Annotated in this window: 17 protein-coding genes and 1 pseudogene; 13 read left to right on the forward strand and 5 right to left on the reverse strand. The window is 34.8% G+C overall.

All coding sequences use genetic code 11. The features are described 5' to 3' along the window. Nucleotides 1-300 precede the first annotated feature (300 nt). The 4 genes and pseudogenes from OLD84_RS09730 to OLD84_RS09745 all read left to right on the forward strand — a co-directional run. Nucleotides 301-402: pseudogene (locus OLD84_RS09730) on the forward strand (YneF family protein); the annotation flags it as partial. Between the two features lie 361 nt (nt 403-763). Beyond that, entirely contained in the window at nt 764-1,471 is a 708-nt protein-coding gene (locus OLD84_RS09735) for a cytochrome c biogenesis CcdA family protein (RefSeq protein ID WP_209461209.1), read from the forward strand. A gap of 160 nt (nt 1,472-1,631) precedes the next feature. Further along, complete coding sequence (locus OLD84_RS09740; RefSeq protein WP_209461208.1) at nt 1,632-2,018, forward strand: response regulator; 387 nt, start codon at nt 1,632-1,634, stop codon at nt 2,016-2,018. A gap of 14 nt (nt 2,019-2,032) precedes the next feature. Then, the gene (locus tag OLD84_RS09745; protein WP_209461207.1) at nt 2,033-2,500 is read left to right on the forward strand and encodes a CcdC family protein; all 468 of its coding nucleotides are present in this window, start codon (nt 2,033-2,035) and stop codon (nt 2,498-2,500) included. A 55-nt stretch (nt 2,501-2,555) separates the two neighbouring features. Here the strand turns inward: OLD84_RS09745 and OLD84_RS09750 are convergent, their stop codons facing one another. Beyond that, a complete protein-coding gene (locus OLD84_RS09750; protein ID WP_209461206.1) occupies nt 2,556-3,023 on the reverse strand; it encodes a DUF2621 family protein in 468 nt (155 codons plus the stop codon). A gap of 362 nt (nt 3,024-3,385) precedes the next feature. Here OLD84_RS09750 and OLD84_RS09755 point away from each other — a divergent pair, with 362 nt between their 5' ends. From OLD84_RS09755 to OLD84_RS09785, 7 genes are all read left to right on the forward strand, one after another. Beyond that, nucleotides 3,386-4,507 (forward strand): ATP-binding protein, encoded by a 1,122-nt coding sequence (locus tag OLD84_RS09755; RefSeq protein ID WP_264917465.1) that lies wholly within the window; start codon nt 3,386-3,388, stop codon nt 4,505-4,507. Nucleotides 4,508-4,779: 272 nt separating this feature from the next. Next, a complete protein-coding gene (acnA, locus tag OLD84_RS09760; protein ID WP_209461204.1) occupies nt 4,780-7,491 on the forward strand; it encodes an aconitate hydratase AcnA in 2,712 nt (903 codons plus the stop codon). Between the two features lie 182 nt (nt 7,492-7,673). After that, nucleotides 7,674-8,264 carry a TlpA disulfide reductase family protein gene (locus tag OLD84_RS09765; RefSeq protein WP_209461203.1) on the forward strand — a complete coding sequence of 197 codons (591 nt, stop codon included), beginning with the start codon at nt 7,674-7,676 and terminating at the stop codon, nt 8,262-8,264. A gap of 64 nt (nt 8,265-8,328) precedes the next feature. Further along, nucleotides 8,329-8,475: an FbpB family small basic protein gene (locus OLD84_RS09770; RefSeq protein ID WP_209461533.1), complete on the forward strand. Its 147-nt coding sequence runs from the start codon at nt 8,329-8,331 to the stop codon at nt 8,473-8,475. Nucleotides 8,476-8,607: 132 nt separating this feature from the next. Further along, complete coding sequence (gene tlp, locus OLD84_RS09775) at nt 8,608-8,838, forward strand: small acid-soluble spore protein Tlp (protein WP_209461532.1); 231 nt, start codon at nt 8,608-8,610, stop codon at nt 8,836-8,838. 121 nt (nt 8,839-8,959) lie between these two features. After that, nucleotides 8,960-9,382, forward strand: coding sequence for an acyl-CoA thioesterase (locus OLD84_RS09780; RefSeq protein ID WP_209461202.1), 423 nt, complete (start codon nt 8,960-8,962; stop codon nt 9,380-9,382). A gap of 2 nt (nt 9,383-9,384) precedes the next feature. After that, a complete protein-coding gene (locus tag OLD84_RS09785) occupies nt 9,385-9,684 on the forward strand; it encodes a hypothetical protein (RefSeq protein ID WP_209461201.1) in 300 nt (99 codons plus the stop codon). Nucleotides 9,685-9,747: 63 nt separating this feature from the next. Here the strand turns inward: OLD84_RS09785 and OLD84_RS09790 are convergent, their stop codons facing one another. The 4 genes from OLD84_RS09790 to plsY form a co-directional block, all read right to left on the reverse strand. Beyond that, on the reverse strand, nt 9,748-10,035 hold the full coding sequence (locus OLD84_RS09790; protein ID WP_209461200.1) for a HesB/YadR/YfhF family protein: 288 nt from the start codon (nt 10,033-10,035) through the stop codon (nt 9,748-9,750). Between the two features lie 39 nt (nt 10,036-10,074). Beyond that, entirely contained in the window at nt 10,075-10,299 is a 225-nt protein-coding gene (gene yidD / locus OLD84_RS09795) for a membrane protein insertion efficiency factor YidD (protein WP_209461199.1), read from the reverse strand. Nucleotides 10,300-10,317: 18 nt separating this feature from the next. Next, nucleotides 10,318-11,250 carry a GTP cyclohydrolase FolE2 gene (gene folE2 / locus OLD84_RS09800; protein WP_209461198.1) on the reverse strand — a complete coding sequence of 311 codons (933 nt, stop codon included), beginning with the start codon at nt 11,248-11,250 and terminating at the stop codon, nt 10,318-10,320. A gap of 104 nt (nt 11,251-11,354) precedes the next feature. Further along, nucleotides 11,355-11,942 (reverse strand): glycerol-3-phosphate 1-O-acyltransferase PlsY, encoded by a 588-nt coding sequence (gene plsY / locus OLD84_RS09805; protein ID WP_209461197.1) that lies wholly within the window; start codon nt 11,940-11,942, stop codon nt 11,355-11,357. 591 nt (nt 11,943-12,533) lie between these two features. Between plsY and OLD84_RS09810 the strand changes: the two genes are divergently transcribed. Both OLD84_RS09810 and parE read left to right on the forward strand, forming a co-directional pair. Beyond that, a complete protein-coding gene (locus tag OLD84_RS09810; RefSeq protein WP_209461196.1) occupies nt 12,534-12,947 on the forward strand; it encodes a CoA-binding protein in 414 nt (137 codons plus the stop codon). A 239-nt stretch (nt 12,948-13,186) separates the two neighbouring features. Beyond that, nucleotides 13,187-15,151 carry a DNA topoisomerase IV subunit B gene (gene parE / locus OLD84_RS09815; protein ID WP_245301404.1) on the forward strand — a complete coding sequence of 655 codons (1,965 nt, stop codon included), beginning with the start codon at nt 13,187-13,189 and terminating at the stop codon, nt 15,149-15,151. Nucleotides 15,152-15,237 lie beyond the last annotated feature (86 nt).

Here is a 15,237-nt window from a genome sequence, read left to right on the forward strand (position 1 = left end):
GAGAGTAACAGTATAGTTTGAATGTAATATGTCTAGTTGTAATACTATTGTTGTTCTATGACTCTGTGTGTGATTCGGTTTTTGTTAGGCTTTCCGTCAAATTAGACGTATAGGTTTCCCAATCTTAGGAGAAAGTAATAAGCATAAAATTTAAAGATATATATACACTATATAATAGGAAGAAACTCGACAGAAGGATTAATCGTTTTTCTGATTAAACTGGACAAACCTATCAATCTGTGTTAAATTTTACTTAGCAGAAAAAGTGATCGGATAAGTTGGTTGAAACCTTGATGTATCAGCGTTTTGATGCAAATGGGACAAAAACCATCACAGAAAAAAATTAATCAGATGATGCGTTCAATGGAAAACCAAAATCAATCTGATAAAGGAAAAAAATAACGCAATTATTCACTATTAAATTGATATTGTAAAATATTGCACACGATTACCCCTTTCTATTCTGATAGTAAGGGGTATTGTGTTCAGTTTATCGCAATTTATCGGGCAAATCGACTAAATACGGAAGGTCCTGGGACTGCGCGTAAATGCTCGCCCCACCGAAAACATTTGGGACTACGCGTAAATTGCCGCGACAAAATATTTGTTCGTCGAAAAACCCCCACGGAATGAAGTTTTGCTTTATCACTTTTACAGCTAATTTCCTCTTTCTTAAAAGAGTCAGCTAATTGTCAAATTCGTTTGCTTTTGTTGACACTTTTTCTAGTATGATAGAAGTAGTGAATAGTTTGGAGGGATTTCAATGTCCGAAGAAATTAATATCTTTATTGCTTTTGGAGCTGGTTTTTTATCATTTATTTCACCATGTGTGCTACCACTTTTCCCAGCTTTTTTATCTTATATCACAGGCATGAGCGTAAGTGAATTAAAAGACGATAATACAAAAATAAATAAAAAAGCTTTATTACATACGATTCTTTTCTTACTTGGGTTTTCAAGTGTTTTTGTTATGCTTGGTTTTACGACATCATTTATTTCCGAATTTTTATTAACATATCAGGATATAATCCGACAAGTCGGTGCCATTTTAATTATTTTCTTTGGGCTTGTCATTGTAGGGATTTTCAATTTTAATTTTCTAATGAAAGATAGAAAAATAAATTTTAAAAATCGACCGTCAGGATTTATAGGTTCCTTTTTTATTGGTTTGGCATTCTCCTTGGGGTGGACTCCTTGTATGGGGCCTATTCTCGCAATTGTTCTTTCACTAGCTGCAACAAACCCTGACATTGGTATGATTATGATGATTAGTTATGTACTAGGATTTTCAATACCTTTCTTAGTGTTATCCTTCTTTGTCGGTAAGTTAAAATGGATTAGAAAACATAATGCACTTATCGTTAAAATTGGTGGCTATATAATGATCTTTGTTGGGATTGCATTATTCTTTGACTGGATGACTAAATTGACTGCATTTTTAGCGGGATGGTTTGGATTTTATGGATTTTAATTTTTCTAATAGTATTCGTGGTATAATATGCTATAATGGAAGAATATTTTAATACTAGGACTTTTGTAATGTTGCAACAGTTATTAATAATTGAAATGACACTAAATAAAGTGGTGGTTTTTCCCAATACCGAAGTCATTATTAAAAGGGGGAGAGTTGAATGGCAAAAATTCTTGTAGTTGATGATACGAAGTTTATGAGGGTGACACTGTCAAATTTGTTAACTAAAAATCATCATGAAATTATTGGTAACGCAAAAGATGGAGAAGATGCTATTAGCCAATATAAAAATTTAAAGCCTGATTTAGTAATGATGGATATCACGATGCCTGTAATGAATGGAATTGAAGCCATTAAAGAGATAATGAAAATAGATGGTCGTGCCAATGTCATTGTATGTTCCGCCATGGGACAGCAAAAGGTAGTCGTAGAAGCCATTGAATCAGGTGCGAGGGATTTTATTGTGAAGCCGTTTGACGAAAATCGTGTATTGGATACAGTGAGCCGTGTTTTGAATGAATACATCGAAAATCCAATAGACAGTTAGCTTGGTGATCTAATATGTTTTGGTTAATTGTAAGTACCGTAGTTGCAGCTTTCATGGCTAGTGTTATGATAGTGGTTCGATTAAAAGTAGCAAAAAAACCAACTTCCATTAAAAAAATTATTCTACCACCATTATTTATGAGTACAGGTGCATTAATGTTTATTTTTCCTGAATTCCAAATTAAATGGATACAGGTTTTTGAAGCTTTAGCGGTGGGGATGATTTGTTCAGTTTTTTTAATAAAAACATCTAAATTCGAAATACAAGAGCAGGATATTTACTTAATCCCATCCAAAGCCTTTGCTTTCATATTGATAGGGCTCTTACTTTTTCGAATCATTTTTAAATTGGCAATTGGTAGTAGTATCTCGTTAGGAGAAACGAGTGGAATGTTCTTTATGCTTGCATTTGGCATGATCGTGACCTGGCGTATCTCTATGTTGTATAAGTTTGTGCAGCTTGAAAAGAAAATCAATTACTAATGTACATAGTTAATGCGCCTGCCCGGTTGAGGGGAGGCGCATTATTAATATGAATTTATTTCTTATTGTATCGTTTTTGCCAACTTTCGGAGTAGTCTGCCTGTGATTGATTGAAAAAGGCTTCATAGGGAGTTACATCAATGTCTTTCTGTTTTAATTTTTTTCTAAGAAATTTATGATCGCGTTTTGGAGTGGCTATGATATAGCCTTCTATAAGGATATCTTGTGTGATTAGCTTGCGTTGCTTTTTTAGTGCTACTTCACCTATTTTGCTTGCTATTTTATGCCTTGCTACGTCTCTGAATAACTCTGGAACGGGAGAGACCAATTCCTCCAAGAGGATTTTTTCATTTTCTTCCCACATATATCTTGTTTGTTCCATATAATATTCTTCCCAATCCATGTTGGAATTACCATCTTCTTTCGGTAATTTTTTCAGGAATTTACGGAACATAAAAAATCCACCAATTCCCATTAAACCAATCATTATAAATCCCCATAATATTATTAAATAATCAACCATTATTGACAAATTCCTCCTTTCCTCTATGTCTATTAAAATACCTTTCATATGTGAGCCAAACGTTTTAGAATGCAGGAAAAGTGATTTTCTTTCCAAGGAATGGAAAAGAAAGCTAACCTCTTTTTTAAGTCCGTAGTTTAACATAATTTTTTAAATGTTTTATTTTTCATCATCTTTATAGTAAGATACTAATAATTGGGCGTTATTGTATTAGAAAAACAACTAATCGTTATTATAATAGTAATGTCTTAAAGAGACAAGCGTCATATTACTGTATAATTTATCATATAATCGAAAATAAAGAAAAACATTTGTTGAAATTTGCTATGAAAAATGACAAAGCTTTAAAAAGGAGGATAAATGTGGGATTTGAAAATCTGAATCCGGATAATAACGAAAACAACCAAAATTCTAATACGTTGAACACGATTCAATATGATGATACTTTTTCTGGTTTATCATCATTGCCCTCCTATATGCTCACATGGATTGAAGAAAATAAAAATGATGTCATCACCGTATGGGATCAGTATGGAAGAATGCTTTATATTTCAAAGTCAATTGAAAGAATTTTAGGATACAAAACATCTGACCTTCATAATTTGGTCTGGTCCGAAAAGATTTCACCAGAAGATGTCAGGTACATAGAAAAAAACTTTGATCGTGATATAAATACTGGGCAGGTTTTTAACGTTAAGATTCAAAACAAACAGGGGAAATATATTTGGTCGGAGTGTGTAATTGCAAAATTACAAAGTGAAGATAAGAATGACGTTCATTATATTGCTACTATTAATGATATTACAGATAAAAAAGAAGCAGAAGAGATGATGCTACGCTCTGAAAAAATGTCAGTAGCTGGTCAACTTGCAGCAGGAGTAGCACATGAAATTCGAAATCCACTTACTTCAATAAAAGGATTCTTACAATTATTGCAAGCAGGGGGTAAAGGTAAAGAGGAGTACTATAGTATCATGTTGGATGAAATTGAAAAGATGGAAGCTATTACTTCTGAATTGTTATTTATATCAAAACCAATAACAGAAACGATGAATAAGGAATCTATTGAAGAGATGATGGATGATGTTTTAACTCTAATGAACTCACAAGCAAACTTAAAAAACATTAAACTCGAAGCTAATTTTACATATAAAGGTTTTGTCCATTGTAACCGATCCCAAATAAAACAAGTCTTAATTAACTTAGTTAAAAATGCTATTGAAGCAATGGATGATCCTGGTACCATAACACTGGTATCTAATGCATCTGAAAAGCAAGTTGAATTAAGTATTATTGATGAGGGGCCTGGTATCCCCGAGGAAATTATACATAAATTGGGTGAGCCTTTCTTTACGACAAAAAATAGTGGTACAGGGCTAGGAATTATGATAACCAAACAAATACTTGAGCGTCATGATGGAACATTAGAAATTGAACAAAACATCGATAAAGGAACTACATTTCGTATACTAATGCCGTTATAGAAACAAACATAATTTATTTTTGCAAAATATGAATATTAGTATAAGGAATACTTATCACTTGAAATAAGTTATTTATATAGGATTCGTACATTTATTTAATTGTTTTATCCAGCAAATTCATATAAGATAGATAGTGTAGTAGTGTTTTTTCATAGGTTTATATTCTGAAATTATGAAAACAAGTTAAACATTTTGTCCACTTCATATTAGTTTCATAGATTCTTCAATATTGATAAATTAGGACAAAATATGACGGAGAGGGGATTAGGTATATGGGTAAGAGTAATGAATTTAATGCTAAAAAACAATTTGAGTTAAATGGAAAAACGTATAATTATTATGAGTTAAAAGCTTTAGAAGAAGCTGGTATGGGCAAAGTATCACGCTTACCATTTTCTGTTCGCGTTCTTTTAGAATCACTGGTGCGTCAGCATGATGGCCATCAAATAAAGGATGAGCATGTACAAGGACTTTCAAAGTGGGGTACAAAAGAAGGGAAAGGATCAGATGTTCCATTCAAACCTTCACGAGTGATTTTGCAAGATTTCACAGGTGTCCCTGCAGTAGTTGATCTGGCATCATTACGTAAAGCGATGGTTGATATGGGAGGAGAACCTGATAAAATCAATCCTGAAGTTCCAGTGGACTTAGTAATTGACCATTCTGTACAAGTGGATCAATATGGTACACCAAATGCACTTCAAGCTAATATGGATCTGGAATTTGAAAGAAATGCTGAGCGCTATGAATTTTTAAATTGGGCACAAAAAGCATTTGATAATTATCGTGCTGTTCCACCTGCAACTGGTATCGTTCACCAGGTTAACCTGGAATATATTGCAAACGTTGTTCATGGTCTAGAAAACGAAGATGGTGAATATGATGCATTTCCTGATACACTTATGGGAACCGACTCTCACACCACAATGATTAACGGATTGGGTGTACTCGGATGGGGTGTTGGTGGTATTGAAGCTGAAGCTGGAATGCTAGGTCAACCATCTTTCTTCCCTGCACCGGAAGTAATTGGTGTTAAATTTGTAGGAAGTTTCCCAAATGGAACTACGGCAACCGATTTAGCTTTAAAAGTAACAAAAGTGTTACGTGATAAGAATGTTGTAGGTAAGTTTGTTGAATACTTTGGACCAGGACTACAAGACATGCCACTAGCTGACCGTGCAACTATTTCAAATATGGCTCCTGAATATGGAGCAACTTGCGGATTTTTCCCTGTAGACCAAGAATCGCTGAATTATATGCGCTTAACTGGCCGTAGCGAAGAACAAATTGATTTAGTTGAAAAATACTCTAAAATAAATGATCTTTGGTATTCACCGGATCAAGCTGATCCTGAATATACGGAGGTAGTTGAAATAGACCTATCTGAATTAGAGCCGAATCTATCTGGGCCAAAACGTCCACAGGATTTAATCTCTTTATCAAACATGAAAGAGGAATTTAATAAAGCTATTACAGCTCCAGAAGGAAATCAAGGTTTTGGGTTAGATAAATCTGATTTTCAAAAGGAAGTAACAGTTGAGCACGCAAATGGTAATAAATCATCGTTAAAGACGGGGTCACTCGCAATTGCAGCCATTACTTCTTGCACCAATACATCGAATCCATATGTTATGTTAGGCGCTGGGCTTCTAGCTAAAAATGCTGTTGAAAAAGGATTAGATGTGCCTGACTATGTGAAAACATCGTTAGCTCCGGGTTCTAAAGTTGTTACACGTTATCTTGAGGATTCTGGATTAATGACATATTTAGATCAATTAGGATTCAATCTGGTTGGATATGGTTGTACGACGTGTATCGGTAACTCAGGTCCATTACTACCTGAAATTGAAAAGGGAATAGAAGAAAACGAATTAATCGCTTCATCTGTTCTGTCTGGAAACCGTAACTTTGAAGGGCGTATCCACCCAATGGTGAAAGCAAATTATTTAGCGTCACCACCATTAGTTGTTGCCTATGCTTTGGCTGGTACCGTTGATTTAGATTTAACAAAAGAAGCATTAGGAACAGATAAAGACGGAAATGAAGTTTACATGAATGATATCTGGCCAACAATGAAAGAAATAAAAGAGCAGGTAAATAGCGTGGTAAAACCAGAAATTTTCCGAAAAGAATATGAAAATGTATTCGAATCTAATGAGAAATGGAATGAAATTGATACAACAGATGAACCATTGTTTGAATGGGATAGCGAATCAACATATATTCAAAATCCGCCATTTTTCGAGGAATTAACAAAAGAACCAGGTACGGTTAATGCTTTAAATAACTTACGTGCAATTGGTAAATTTGGTGATTCTGTAACAACGGACCATATTTCTCCAGCAGGTGCAATTGCAAAAGATATGCCAGCAGGTCAACATTTGCAGGAAAAAGGGATTTCTCCACGAAACTTTAATTCTTACGGTTCACGTCGTGGTAACCATGAGATTATGATGCGTGGAACATTTGCTAATATACGTATCCGTAATTCATTGGCACCAGGCACAGAGGGTGGTTATACAACATATTGGCCTACTGAAGAAATCATGCCAATTTATGATGCTGCAATGAAATACCAAGAGCAAGGTACTGGCTTAATTGTGATGGGTGGTAAGGACTATGGAATGGGCTCATCACGTGATTGGGCTGCAAAAGGTACAAATCTTTTAGGTATTAAAACAGTAATTGCGGAAAGCTTCGAACGTATTCACCGTTCAAACTTGGTTATGATGGGTGTTCTTCCATTACAGTTTGAAAAAGGAGAAAGTGCAGAAACGTTAGGTTTAACAGGCAGAGAAACCTTTAACGTGGAAATTGATGAATCGGTTAGCGCACATGATCTAGTGACTATTACTGCAGTTGATGAAAAAGGAAAAACAATTAAATTTAAAGCAGTTGCTCGCTTTGATAGTGACGTGGAAATCGATTATTACCGTCATGGTGGTATTTTACCAATGGTATTACGTGATAAATTGCAAGGATAATATTATACGAATAAAAGCTCTTACACATTTCGTGTAGGAGCTTTATTCGTATAAATGAATTTTTTTCGAACAATGAGTGTATTCTATTTACAAATGATAGAAATGGACATACCATTAAATTATATAGAATATAAATGAATAATAGTTACTTATACATGCAATACGAACCTAGGGGGGATTAAATGTATAAACAAATACTCGGTATAAGCCTTATTTTGATATTAGCGGGGATTATATTAGTAAATTTTGTACAACAAAATAATGAAACACAAGAAGATGATTTGAGTGAAATGAATGGTGATCCACCTTCACAAGGTGGGGCGATAGCTCCTGATAGTATTGGACTTGACCCAGGTGAGGATGCACCGGAATTTGAGTTGGAAACATTAAATGGAGATAGGATAAAACTATCTGATCTAGAGGGTAAAAAGGTTATTCTTAATTTTTGGGCGACATGGTGTGGACCTTGTCGTGACGAAATGCCCGAAATGCAGGAATTTTATGATGAGCATGATGACGAAGTAGAAATGCTTGCAGTTAATTTGACGGATACGGAAACAAATGAGTCGGATATACCAAAATTCATTGATGAATTTGGGTTCACATATCCTATACTACTGGATGAAGATGGTGCTGTAAGTGATGAATATAAAGGGTCTATTGCAGTTCCTACAACCTATTTTATCGGCACAGATGGTGTTATCCAGGCTCCTCCCAGAATTGGACCTATGACCTATGAATTTATGGAGGAGACAATAAATTCAATTAATTAAATGAATTAATTGTTATAAATTTGAAATAAGTGGTGATACTTCTAAATAAAAGGAGTGAGCCACTATTTCTTTAAAGAAAAGACTTGCATTTGATGAATTAGTCCAGGAGAACCGTCAACAGATTATGAAAGACCATTTACAAATGGAGAAAATTGAAGAAAATATAGAAAAGAAAATGCATCAATCCGTAAAACGTAAAGAAATCGAATAATTTGTTATAATGTCCCTGAGGAGGCTCTTATAAAAGACTGCCTCAGGTTTTTTTTACCATGATCATTTTCAGTATAGTAATCCTTTTTCATGAAAAAATAGTAATAATTCTGTTGGAAAGGAGTATGAGATGATGACTAATAAAAATAACCAGCCAAAGCCAGATGATCGCAGTGATAATGTAGAAAAACTTCAGGACATGGTTCAAGATACGATTCAAAACATTGAAAAGTCGCATGAAACAATGAAATTTTCTTCAGGGCAAGCAGAAGAACAAATTAAAGCGAAAAACAAACGTCGTGAAGAAGCAATAGATGGAATGCGAAATGAAATTAAGGATGAATATTACGACAACAAACAATGATAGCTCTAAAGAACCTTCAACCAGTAGTGTTGAGGTTCTTTTATTATGCTTAATAAGCTAGTATAAATTATAATTATGATACGATAGAATGTATATGGAGCAAAATGGAGGGGAATACAACGTGAATAAAGTAAGCACACCAATTGATGTAAGATACCAAGAAACAGATCAGATGGGAGTTGTATACCATGCTAATTATTTAGTGTGGTTTGAAATAGGTCGAACGAAATATATTGAAGAATTGGGGTTTAACTATTCTGACATGGAGAAGAACAATGTTGTATCACCTGTTACTGATGCTCAAGTTTCATTTAAGAAGCCTATTCGGTATGGGGAGGAAGCTATAGTAGAAACCTGGTTAGCAAAATATGATGGTATACGCACCGAATATGGCTACAACATAAAAGATTCCGATGGTGCTATTGCAGTCAGTGGTACTACGCAGCATGTAATTGTAAAAAAGGATAATTTTCGTCCGTTATCACTGCGTAAGGCCTTTCCTGACTGGCATCAATCCTACATACAACAAATTGAAGGAGAATAACAATGGCTTTTGGAGTGAAAAGGGAAGAGTTAACTCTATGGAAAAGAAATGTCGAGAATGGCAATATCGCTTTTTTAACTCATTATTGGATGGATGATCGGTTTCCTAATTGCAATACTGTTACAAAGGTCGGCTGTAGTAATATAGAAAAGTTAAAATCCTGGGGAGAATCTTATGGACTACTAGAAAATTGGATCCATCGAGATGAGAAATATCCACATTTTGACTTATTTGGTGAATACCAAAAGGATATATTGCAACGGGAAGATAAGTGGGATCATATAGAAAGGTTTAGATTGTAAGAAATCTTATGACTTTTGACTAGGACATAATAAAAAAAGGCGCACAATGCCTTTTTTTATTATTTATATATATTTAAAATCCGGCTCCATTAATTTTCTATTCATGTTAATTTTTAAATCGTTATCTTCAAAATACCAGACATCTTTGCTTTCAATATAAAAAATTATATTATCTATCTCAGCAGAGGAATAAATATTCTCAGGATTTTCCTTTTTTATTCCTAATGAAAATCCAGGGATATTCCCTCCAAAACCACCGTACCTTACATAGAACCGTAAATATGTAGGTTCTGTTATATCCAATTCCTTTTGGTACCATTTAGCTGCCTCTTTGCTGATTTGTAATTTCAATGAATTCATCTCCTTACAGAGTCAATTTTTTAATTATGGTTATTTTTTCTTTTTTTCAGGTACTAAATCGACCCCACCAGGATGTAAAGGGTGGCACTTACCAATTCTTTTAAGTGTTAAGTATCCACCTTTAACAGCTCCGAAACGTTCGAAAGCTTCAAGGCCGTATTCGGAGCATGTTGGATAAAATCTACAAGAAGGTGGTTTCAAGGGGCTTATCCCTTTACGATAGAATTTAATTAGTCCTATAAAAATATATTTCATATGAATAGTCCTTTTTACTCACTTTTCATCATTTCGCTTATCATAACTTACGGAAGCAATTGCATCGTGTAGATGAATGGACTCTTCATTTCTGCAGGAAACTTTAAATGCAGTTACATGAGGCATTTCATATAAATCTGCAGCTACTAGACGAACCATATCCTCAACAAAACGAGGATTCTCATACGCTTGTTCCGTTACCATTTTCTCATCAGGTCGTTTCAAAACAGGATGTAGTCTTGCACTGGCATTACTTTCTGCCGCTTCCAGTAGCAACTCTTTCCAGTCACTAGTTGTTTCATCAAAGTCATCTGAGAGCGATGTTTCCATTGTGATTTCTCCCCTTTGATTATGTGCGCTATATTCACTTATTTCTTTAGAACAAGGGCACAATGTCGTAATTAAACCAGAAAGAGATGTATTAACTGTATACCCATGTAAGCTATCATAGGAAACATGAATGGTAACATCTGCATGATTGATTCCTGATAAACCTGATGCAGGAGCTTTCCTTTCAAAAAACCAAGGGAATGCTAGTTTTATCGTTGCATCTTCCTGGTCGAGTCGCTCTGCTAACTCTTTTGTAAAGTTTTTAAGTGTAGCTATATCAACTGTAAATCCTTTTTCATAATAATCATTTAATTGTTGTGTGAAACGACTCATGTTCGTCCCTTTACTTGTGTTTTTTAAACTTGATGTAAATTCTATGGTACCAACACTAGTCTGAGTAGTTGGTTTTAAATTACTCAATATAGTAATTGGGTGCTTCACGTTTGCTACTCCAACAGCATCAATATCAAAAAGAAAATCTTTTTTTGTATTCTGTAAATCTGCCATGTCATTCTTCTTGACAGGTTTTGATTTTGGAAGAGGGTTTACTGAACCGAATAATTTATGTCGATCTGCTTTTTTTGGTAATTTTTTAATTGGAAATGTTGTCGTTTTATCCATAACATAACGCCCTTTCTAATATGACTAACTGTAAGTATACTAAATGCTACCGGTTATATTCAATTGATTGGATTCAAGATGTGTTGATCCATGATTTTTTTGTATTACATCCATGAGATTTTCGGCTCGGTTTTATTTTTAATTCGTTTAATATTATCAATATGCCTATAAAGAATAAAAGCAGCTAACAAGGAAGTGACAATTATGAGACCCACTTCATTTAAAATGATAGACGCAATCACAGCAACCACTCCAGTAATCATCGAGGCAAGGGATACATACTTTGATATATAAAGTGTTAAAAGAAAGCTTGTAATTATAATGAGAAATAGCAAGGGATTAATACCTAAGATTATCCCACCAGAAGTTGCTACAGATTTTCCGCCTTTAAATTTAGCGAAAATAGGGTATGTATGCCCTATGACAGCAAATAATCCAATAACTAAACGGGACATTTCTGCATCAGCTAAGAATAATAAAGGAATTAATGTAGCAATTGTTCCTTTTAATATATCGGCTATTGTGACGATACTTCCTGCTTTGAATCCTAAGGTTCGAAAAGTATTTGTTGCCCCCATATTTCCACTTCCGTGTTGACGTATATCTATACGATACCCAAGTTTACCGACAATAAGCGCTGAAGGTATTGACCCTAACAGATATGCTATTAACCCAAACAGTAAATACTCCATAATTCATCCTACTCTCATCGTTATTATAAAATAAGTGCATACTATGTTACTTATTTTAGCACGAAGTAAGGAATGAAAGAACCTTTAATAGATTTATATTGCTTTGTTTTTTGAATATAAAGCGGATCATGTTTTTACCCTGTATAATTAGGGTAGTTAAATGAAGTTAATTTTGAAGTGGAGTAAGGAAGGAAACTAGGATTGAATTTAAAATAAAAATGTGAATAAAGCATCCTTAGAGGGTACTCAGGCTTTACACTGGAATTTAATGATAGGTATGATGGATATGTAGGGGGGAAAGATATTTATAGACTCAATCTCGTCTTGAAAAATAAAGAGATAGGTATCATTGATGCTTATGCAACAGACAGTTATATGATAGAATTGAACTTAGTCACATTAGACGACGCTTGAAAATCTTTTTCCACCATATCAAGGAACTCCCCTTCTACGGGCAAATACATTAGATGAAAACCAGAATTTAACAGGATTTAAACAAATTTGCTGGTCAAATAACATTGAATGATATCTTCAGAAGTAGTAGAAAAAAATGAACTTAAAAAAATAATTATATAGAAGGAGAATGGTACTATGAGTTGGGAAAATCCATCAAATGAAACGTTGAAGCACGTGTTGGAAACTGCGCATACAATTGCTGTTGTTGGCCTGTCTGATAACCCTGATAAGACTGCCTTTCAAATCTCAAAAATCATGCAGGAAAACGGATATAGGATTATACCAGTTAATCCAAACGTGGAAGAGGTACTCGGCGAAAAAGCCTATCCGACGCTTACGGATATTCCTGATAACATTGATATCATCAATGTTTTTAGAAGACCAGAACATTTACCTGATATAGCAAAAGAGGCTGCTCAAACGGATTGTAGTGTATTCTGGGCACAACAAGGTATAATAAGTGAAGAAGCATATGACTATTTAAAAGAACGTGACTTTACTGTAATGATGGATTTATGTATTAAAGTTGTACACAGTGTCTTAATTTAAAATTTAACAGTAAAAGGATGACAAAAGCGTCATCCTTTTTATCTGCAATCCGCTTCAAGCAAACCATTATATCAATGCATGGCTCATTCAAGTATAGTATACTTATTATCATGTTTTGGTTACTATTAGTTTTAAAGTATAATCAATTAGGTATTTACAATGAAAAACATTTGTTCTATTATGATGTATAAAGATTAATGAATAGGACGTTCACTAGAGCGAAGGGGGTCGAGAGTGATTTGACTAAAAATCCAACACAATATTCAGAGGATTCCATCCAAGTTTTAGAAGGTCTTGATGCTGTTAGGAAAAGGCCTGGAATGTATATAGGTAGTACAGATACTCGTGGTTTACATCACTTAGTATTTGAAATTGTTGATAATGCAGTTGACGAGGCCTTATCAGGCTATGGCAATTTTATTAAGGTGAAACTACATAAAGACAACAGTATTTCTATTGAGGACAGCGGACGAGGAATACCCACTGGCATGCATAGTACTGGAAAACCTACTATTGAGGTTATTTTTACTGTTCTTCATGCTGGAGGAAAATTTGGACAAGGTGGTTATAAGACGAGTGGTGGCTTACATGGTGTAGGTGGATCTGTAGTAAATGCTTTGTCCGAATGGTTTGACGTGACAGTGTATCGCGATGGTCATACCTATCATCAACGTTTTGAAAATGGCGGTAAGCCTGTTGGGTCATTGGAAACGAAAGGAACTACAAGGAAGACTGGGACGATTATTCATTTTAAACCGGATGCTTCTATATTCACGGCTACTGTTTATGATTTCGAAATATTATCGGAAAGATTACGTGAATCTGCATTCTTATTAAAAGGTTTAAAGGTTCAATTAGTTGATAGTCGAAAAGATCAAGAAGATCAAGATGAAATTTATCAATATCCGAAGGGACTTGAGTCATTTGTTGATTATTTAAATGAAGAGAAAGATTCCTTACATCAAGTTGTATCATTTGAGGGAGAACAACAGGGGTTTGAAGTCGACTTTGCTTTTCAATTTAATGATGGGTATGCGGAAAGTATGCTTTCCTTTGTTAACCATGTTCGAACAAGGGATGGGGGAACGCATGAATCTGGTGCGCGTACAGGAATTACAAGAACTTTTAATGATTATGCACGAAGAGCTGGTCTCTTAAAGGAAAAAGAAAAAAACCTAGAAGGTACTGATATTCGTGAGGGATTAACAGCTATTGTTTCTGTTCGTATTCCCGAAGAGAAGTTGCAATTTGAAGGTCAAACAAAAGGGAAATTAGGGACGACCGAAGCCCGTTCCATTGTAGATTCAATTGTTTCTGAGAAACTCTCTTATTTTCTAGAAGAAAACCCTGACATATCTGGATTATTAATCAGAAAATCGATTAAGGCGAAAGAAGCACGAGAAGCAGCTCGAAAAGCACGAGAAGATGCCAGAACGGGAAAGAATAAGCGTAGAAAAGACACAATTTTAAGTGGGAAACTAACACCAGCACAGTCAAGAAATGCTAAGAAGAATGAACTCTATTTAGTAGAGGGGGATTCCGCAGGGGGTTCTGCAAAACAGGGAAGAGACAGGAAGTTTCAAGCTATTCTTCCCTTACGCGGAAAAGTTATTAATACAGAAAAAGCAAAACTGCAGGATGTGTTCAAGAATGAGGAAATTTCGACCATCATTCATACGATAGGTGCTGGTGTAGGGGGGGACTTTGATTTAGAGGATGTACAATACGACAAAATAATCATCATGACAGACGCTGATACTGACGGCGCTCATATTCAAGTCTTATTACTAACTTTCTTCTACCGTTATATGCGCTCACTTGTTGAATCTGGTAAAATTTTCATTGCGCTTCCACCTCTATATAAAGTTTCCAAAGGAAAAGGTAAGAAGGAGAAAGTTGCTTACGCTTGGGATGAAGAAAAGATGAAGGAAGTAATAAAGGAATTTAAGAATGGTTATATTATTCAGCGGTATAAGGGGTTAGGTGAGATGAATGCAGACCAGCTGTGGGAAACTACTATGAACCCTGAAACCCGTACATTGATTCGAGTTACGATAGAGGATCTGGCCAGAGCTGAACGACGAGTGACGACCTTAATGGGGGATAAAGTTGAACCAAGAAGAAAATGGATCGAAGGGAACGTAGAATTTGATATGGATAAAGATGCTAACATTTTAGAGAACGATAAAATTCATACGGATTAATCAAGATTAAGTCCCCTTCTTCTACCCCGAAGCATATTTAAATACCACGTTTTTCTTTTATTAACATGGTTATTACGATACAGAAA

The organism is Virgibacillus natechei (genome assembly GCF_026013645.1).
In the GTDB taxonomy this organism is placed as follows: domain Bacteria; phylum Bacillota; class Bacilli; order Bacillales; family Amphibacillaceae; genus Virgibacillus_L; species Virgibacillus_L natechei.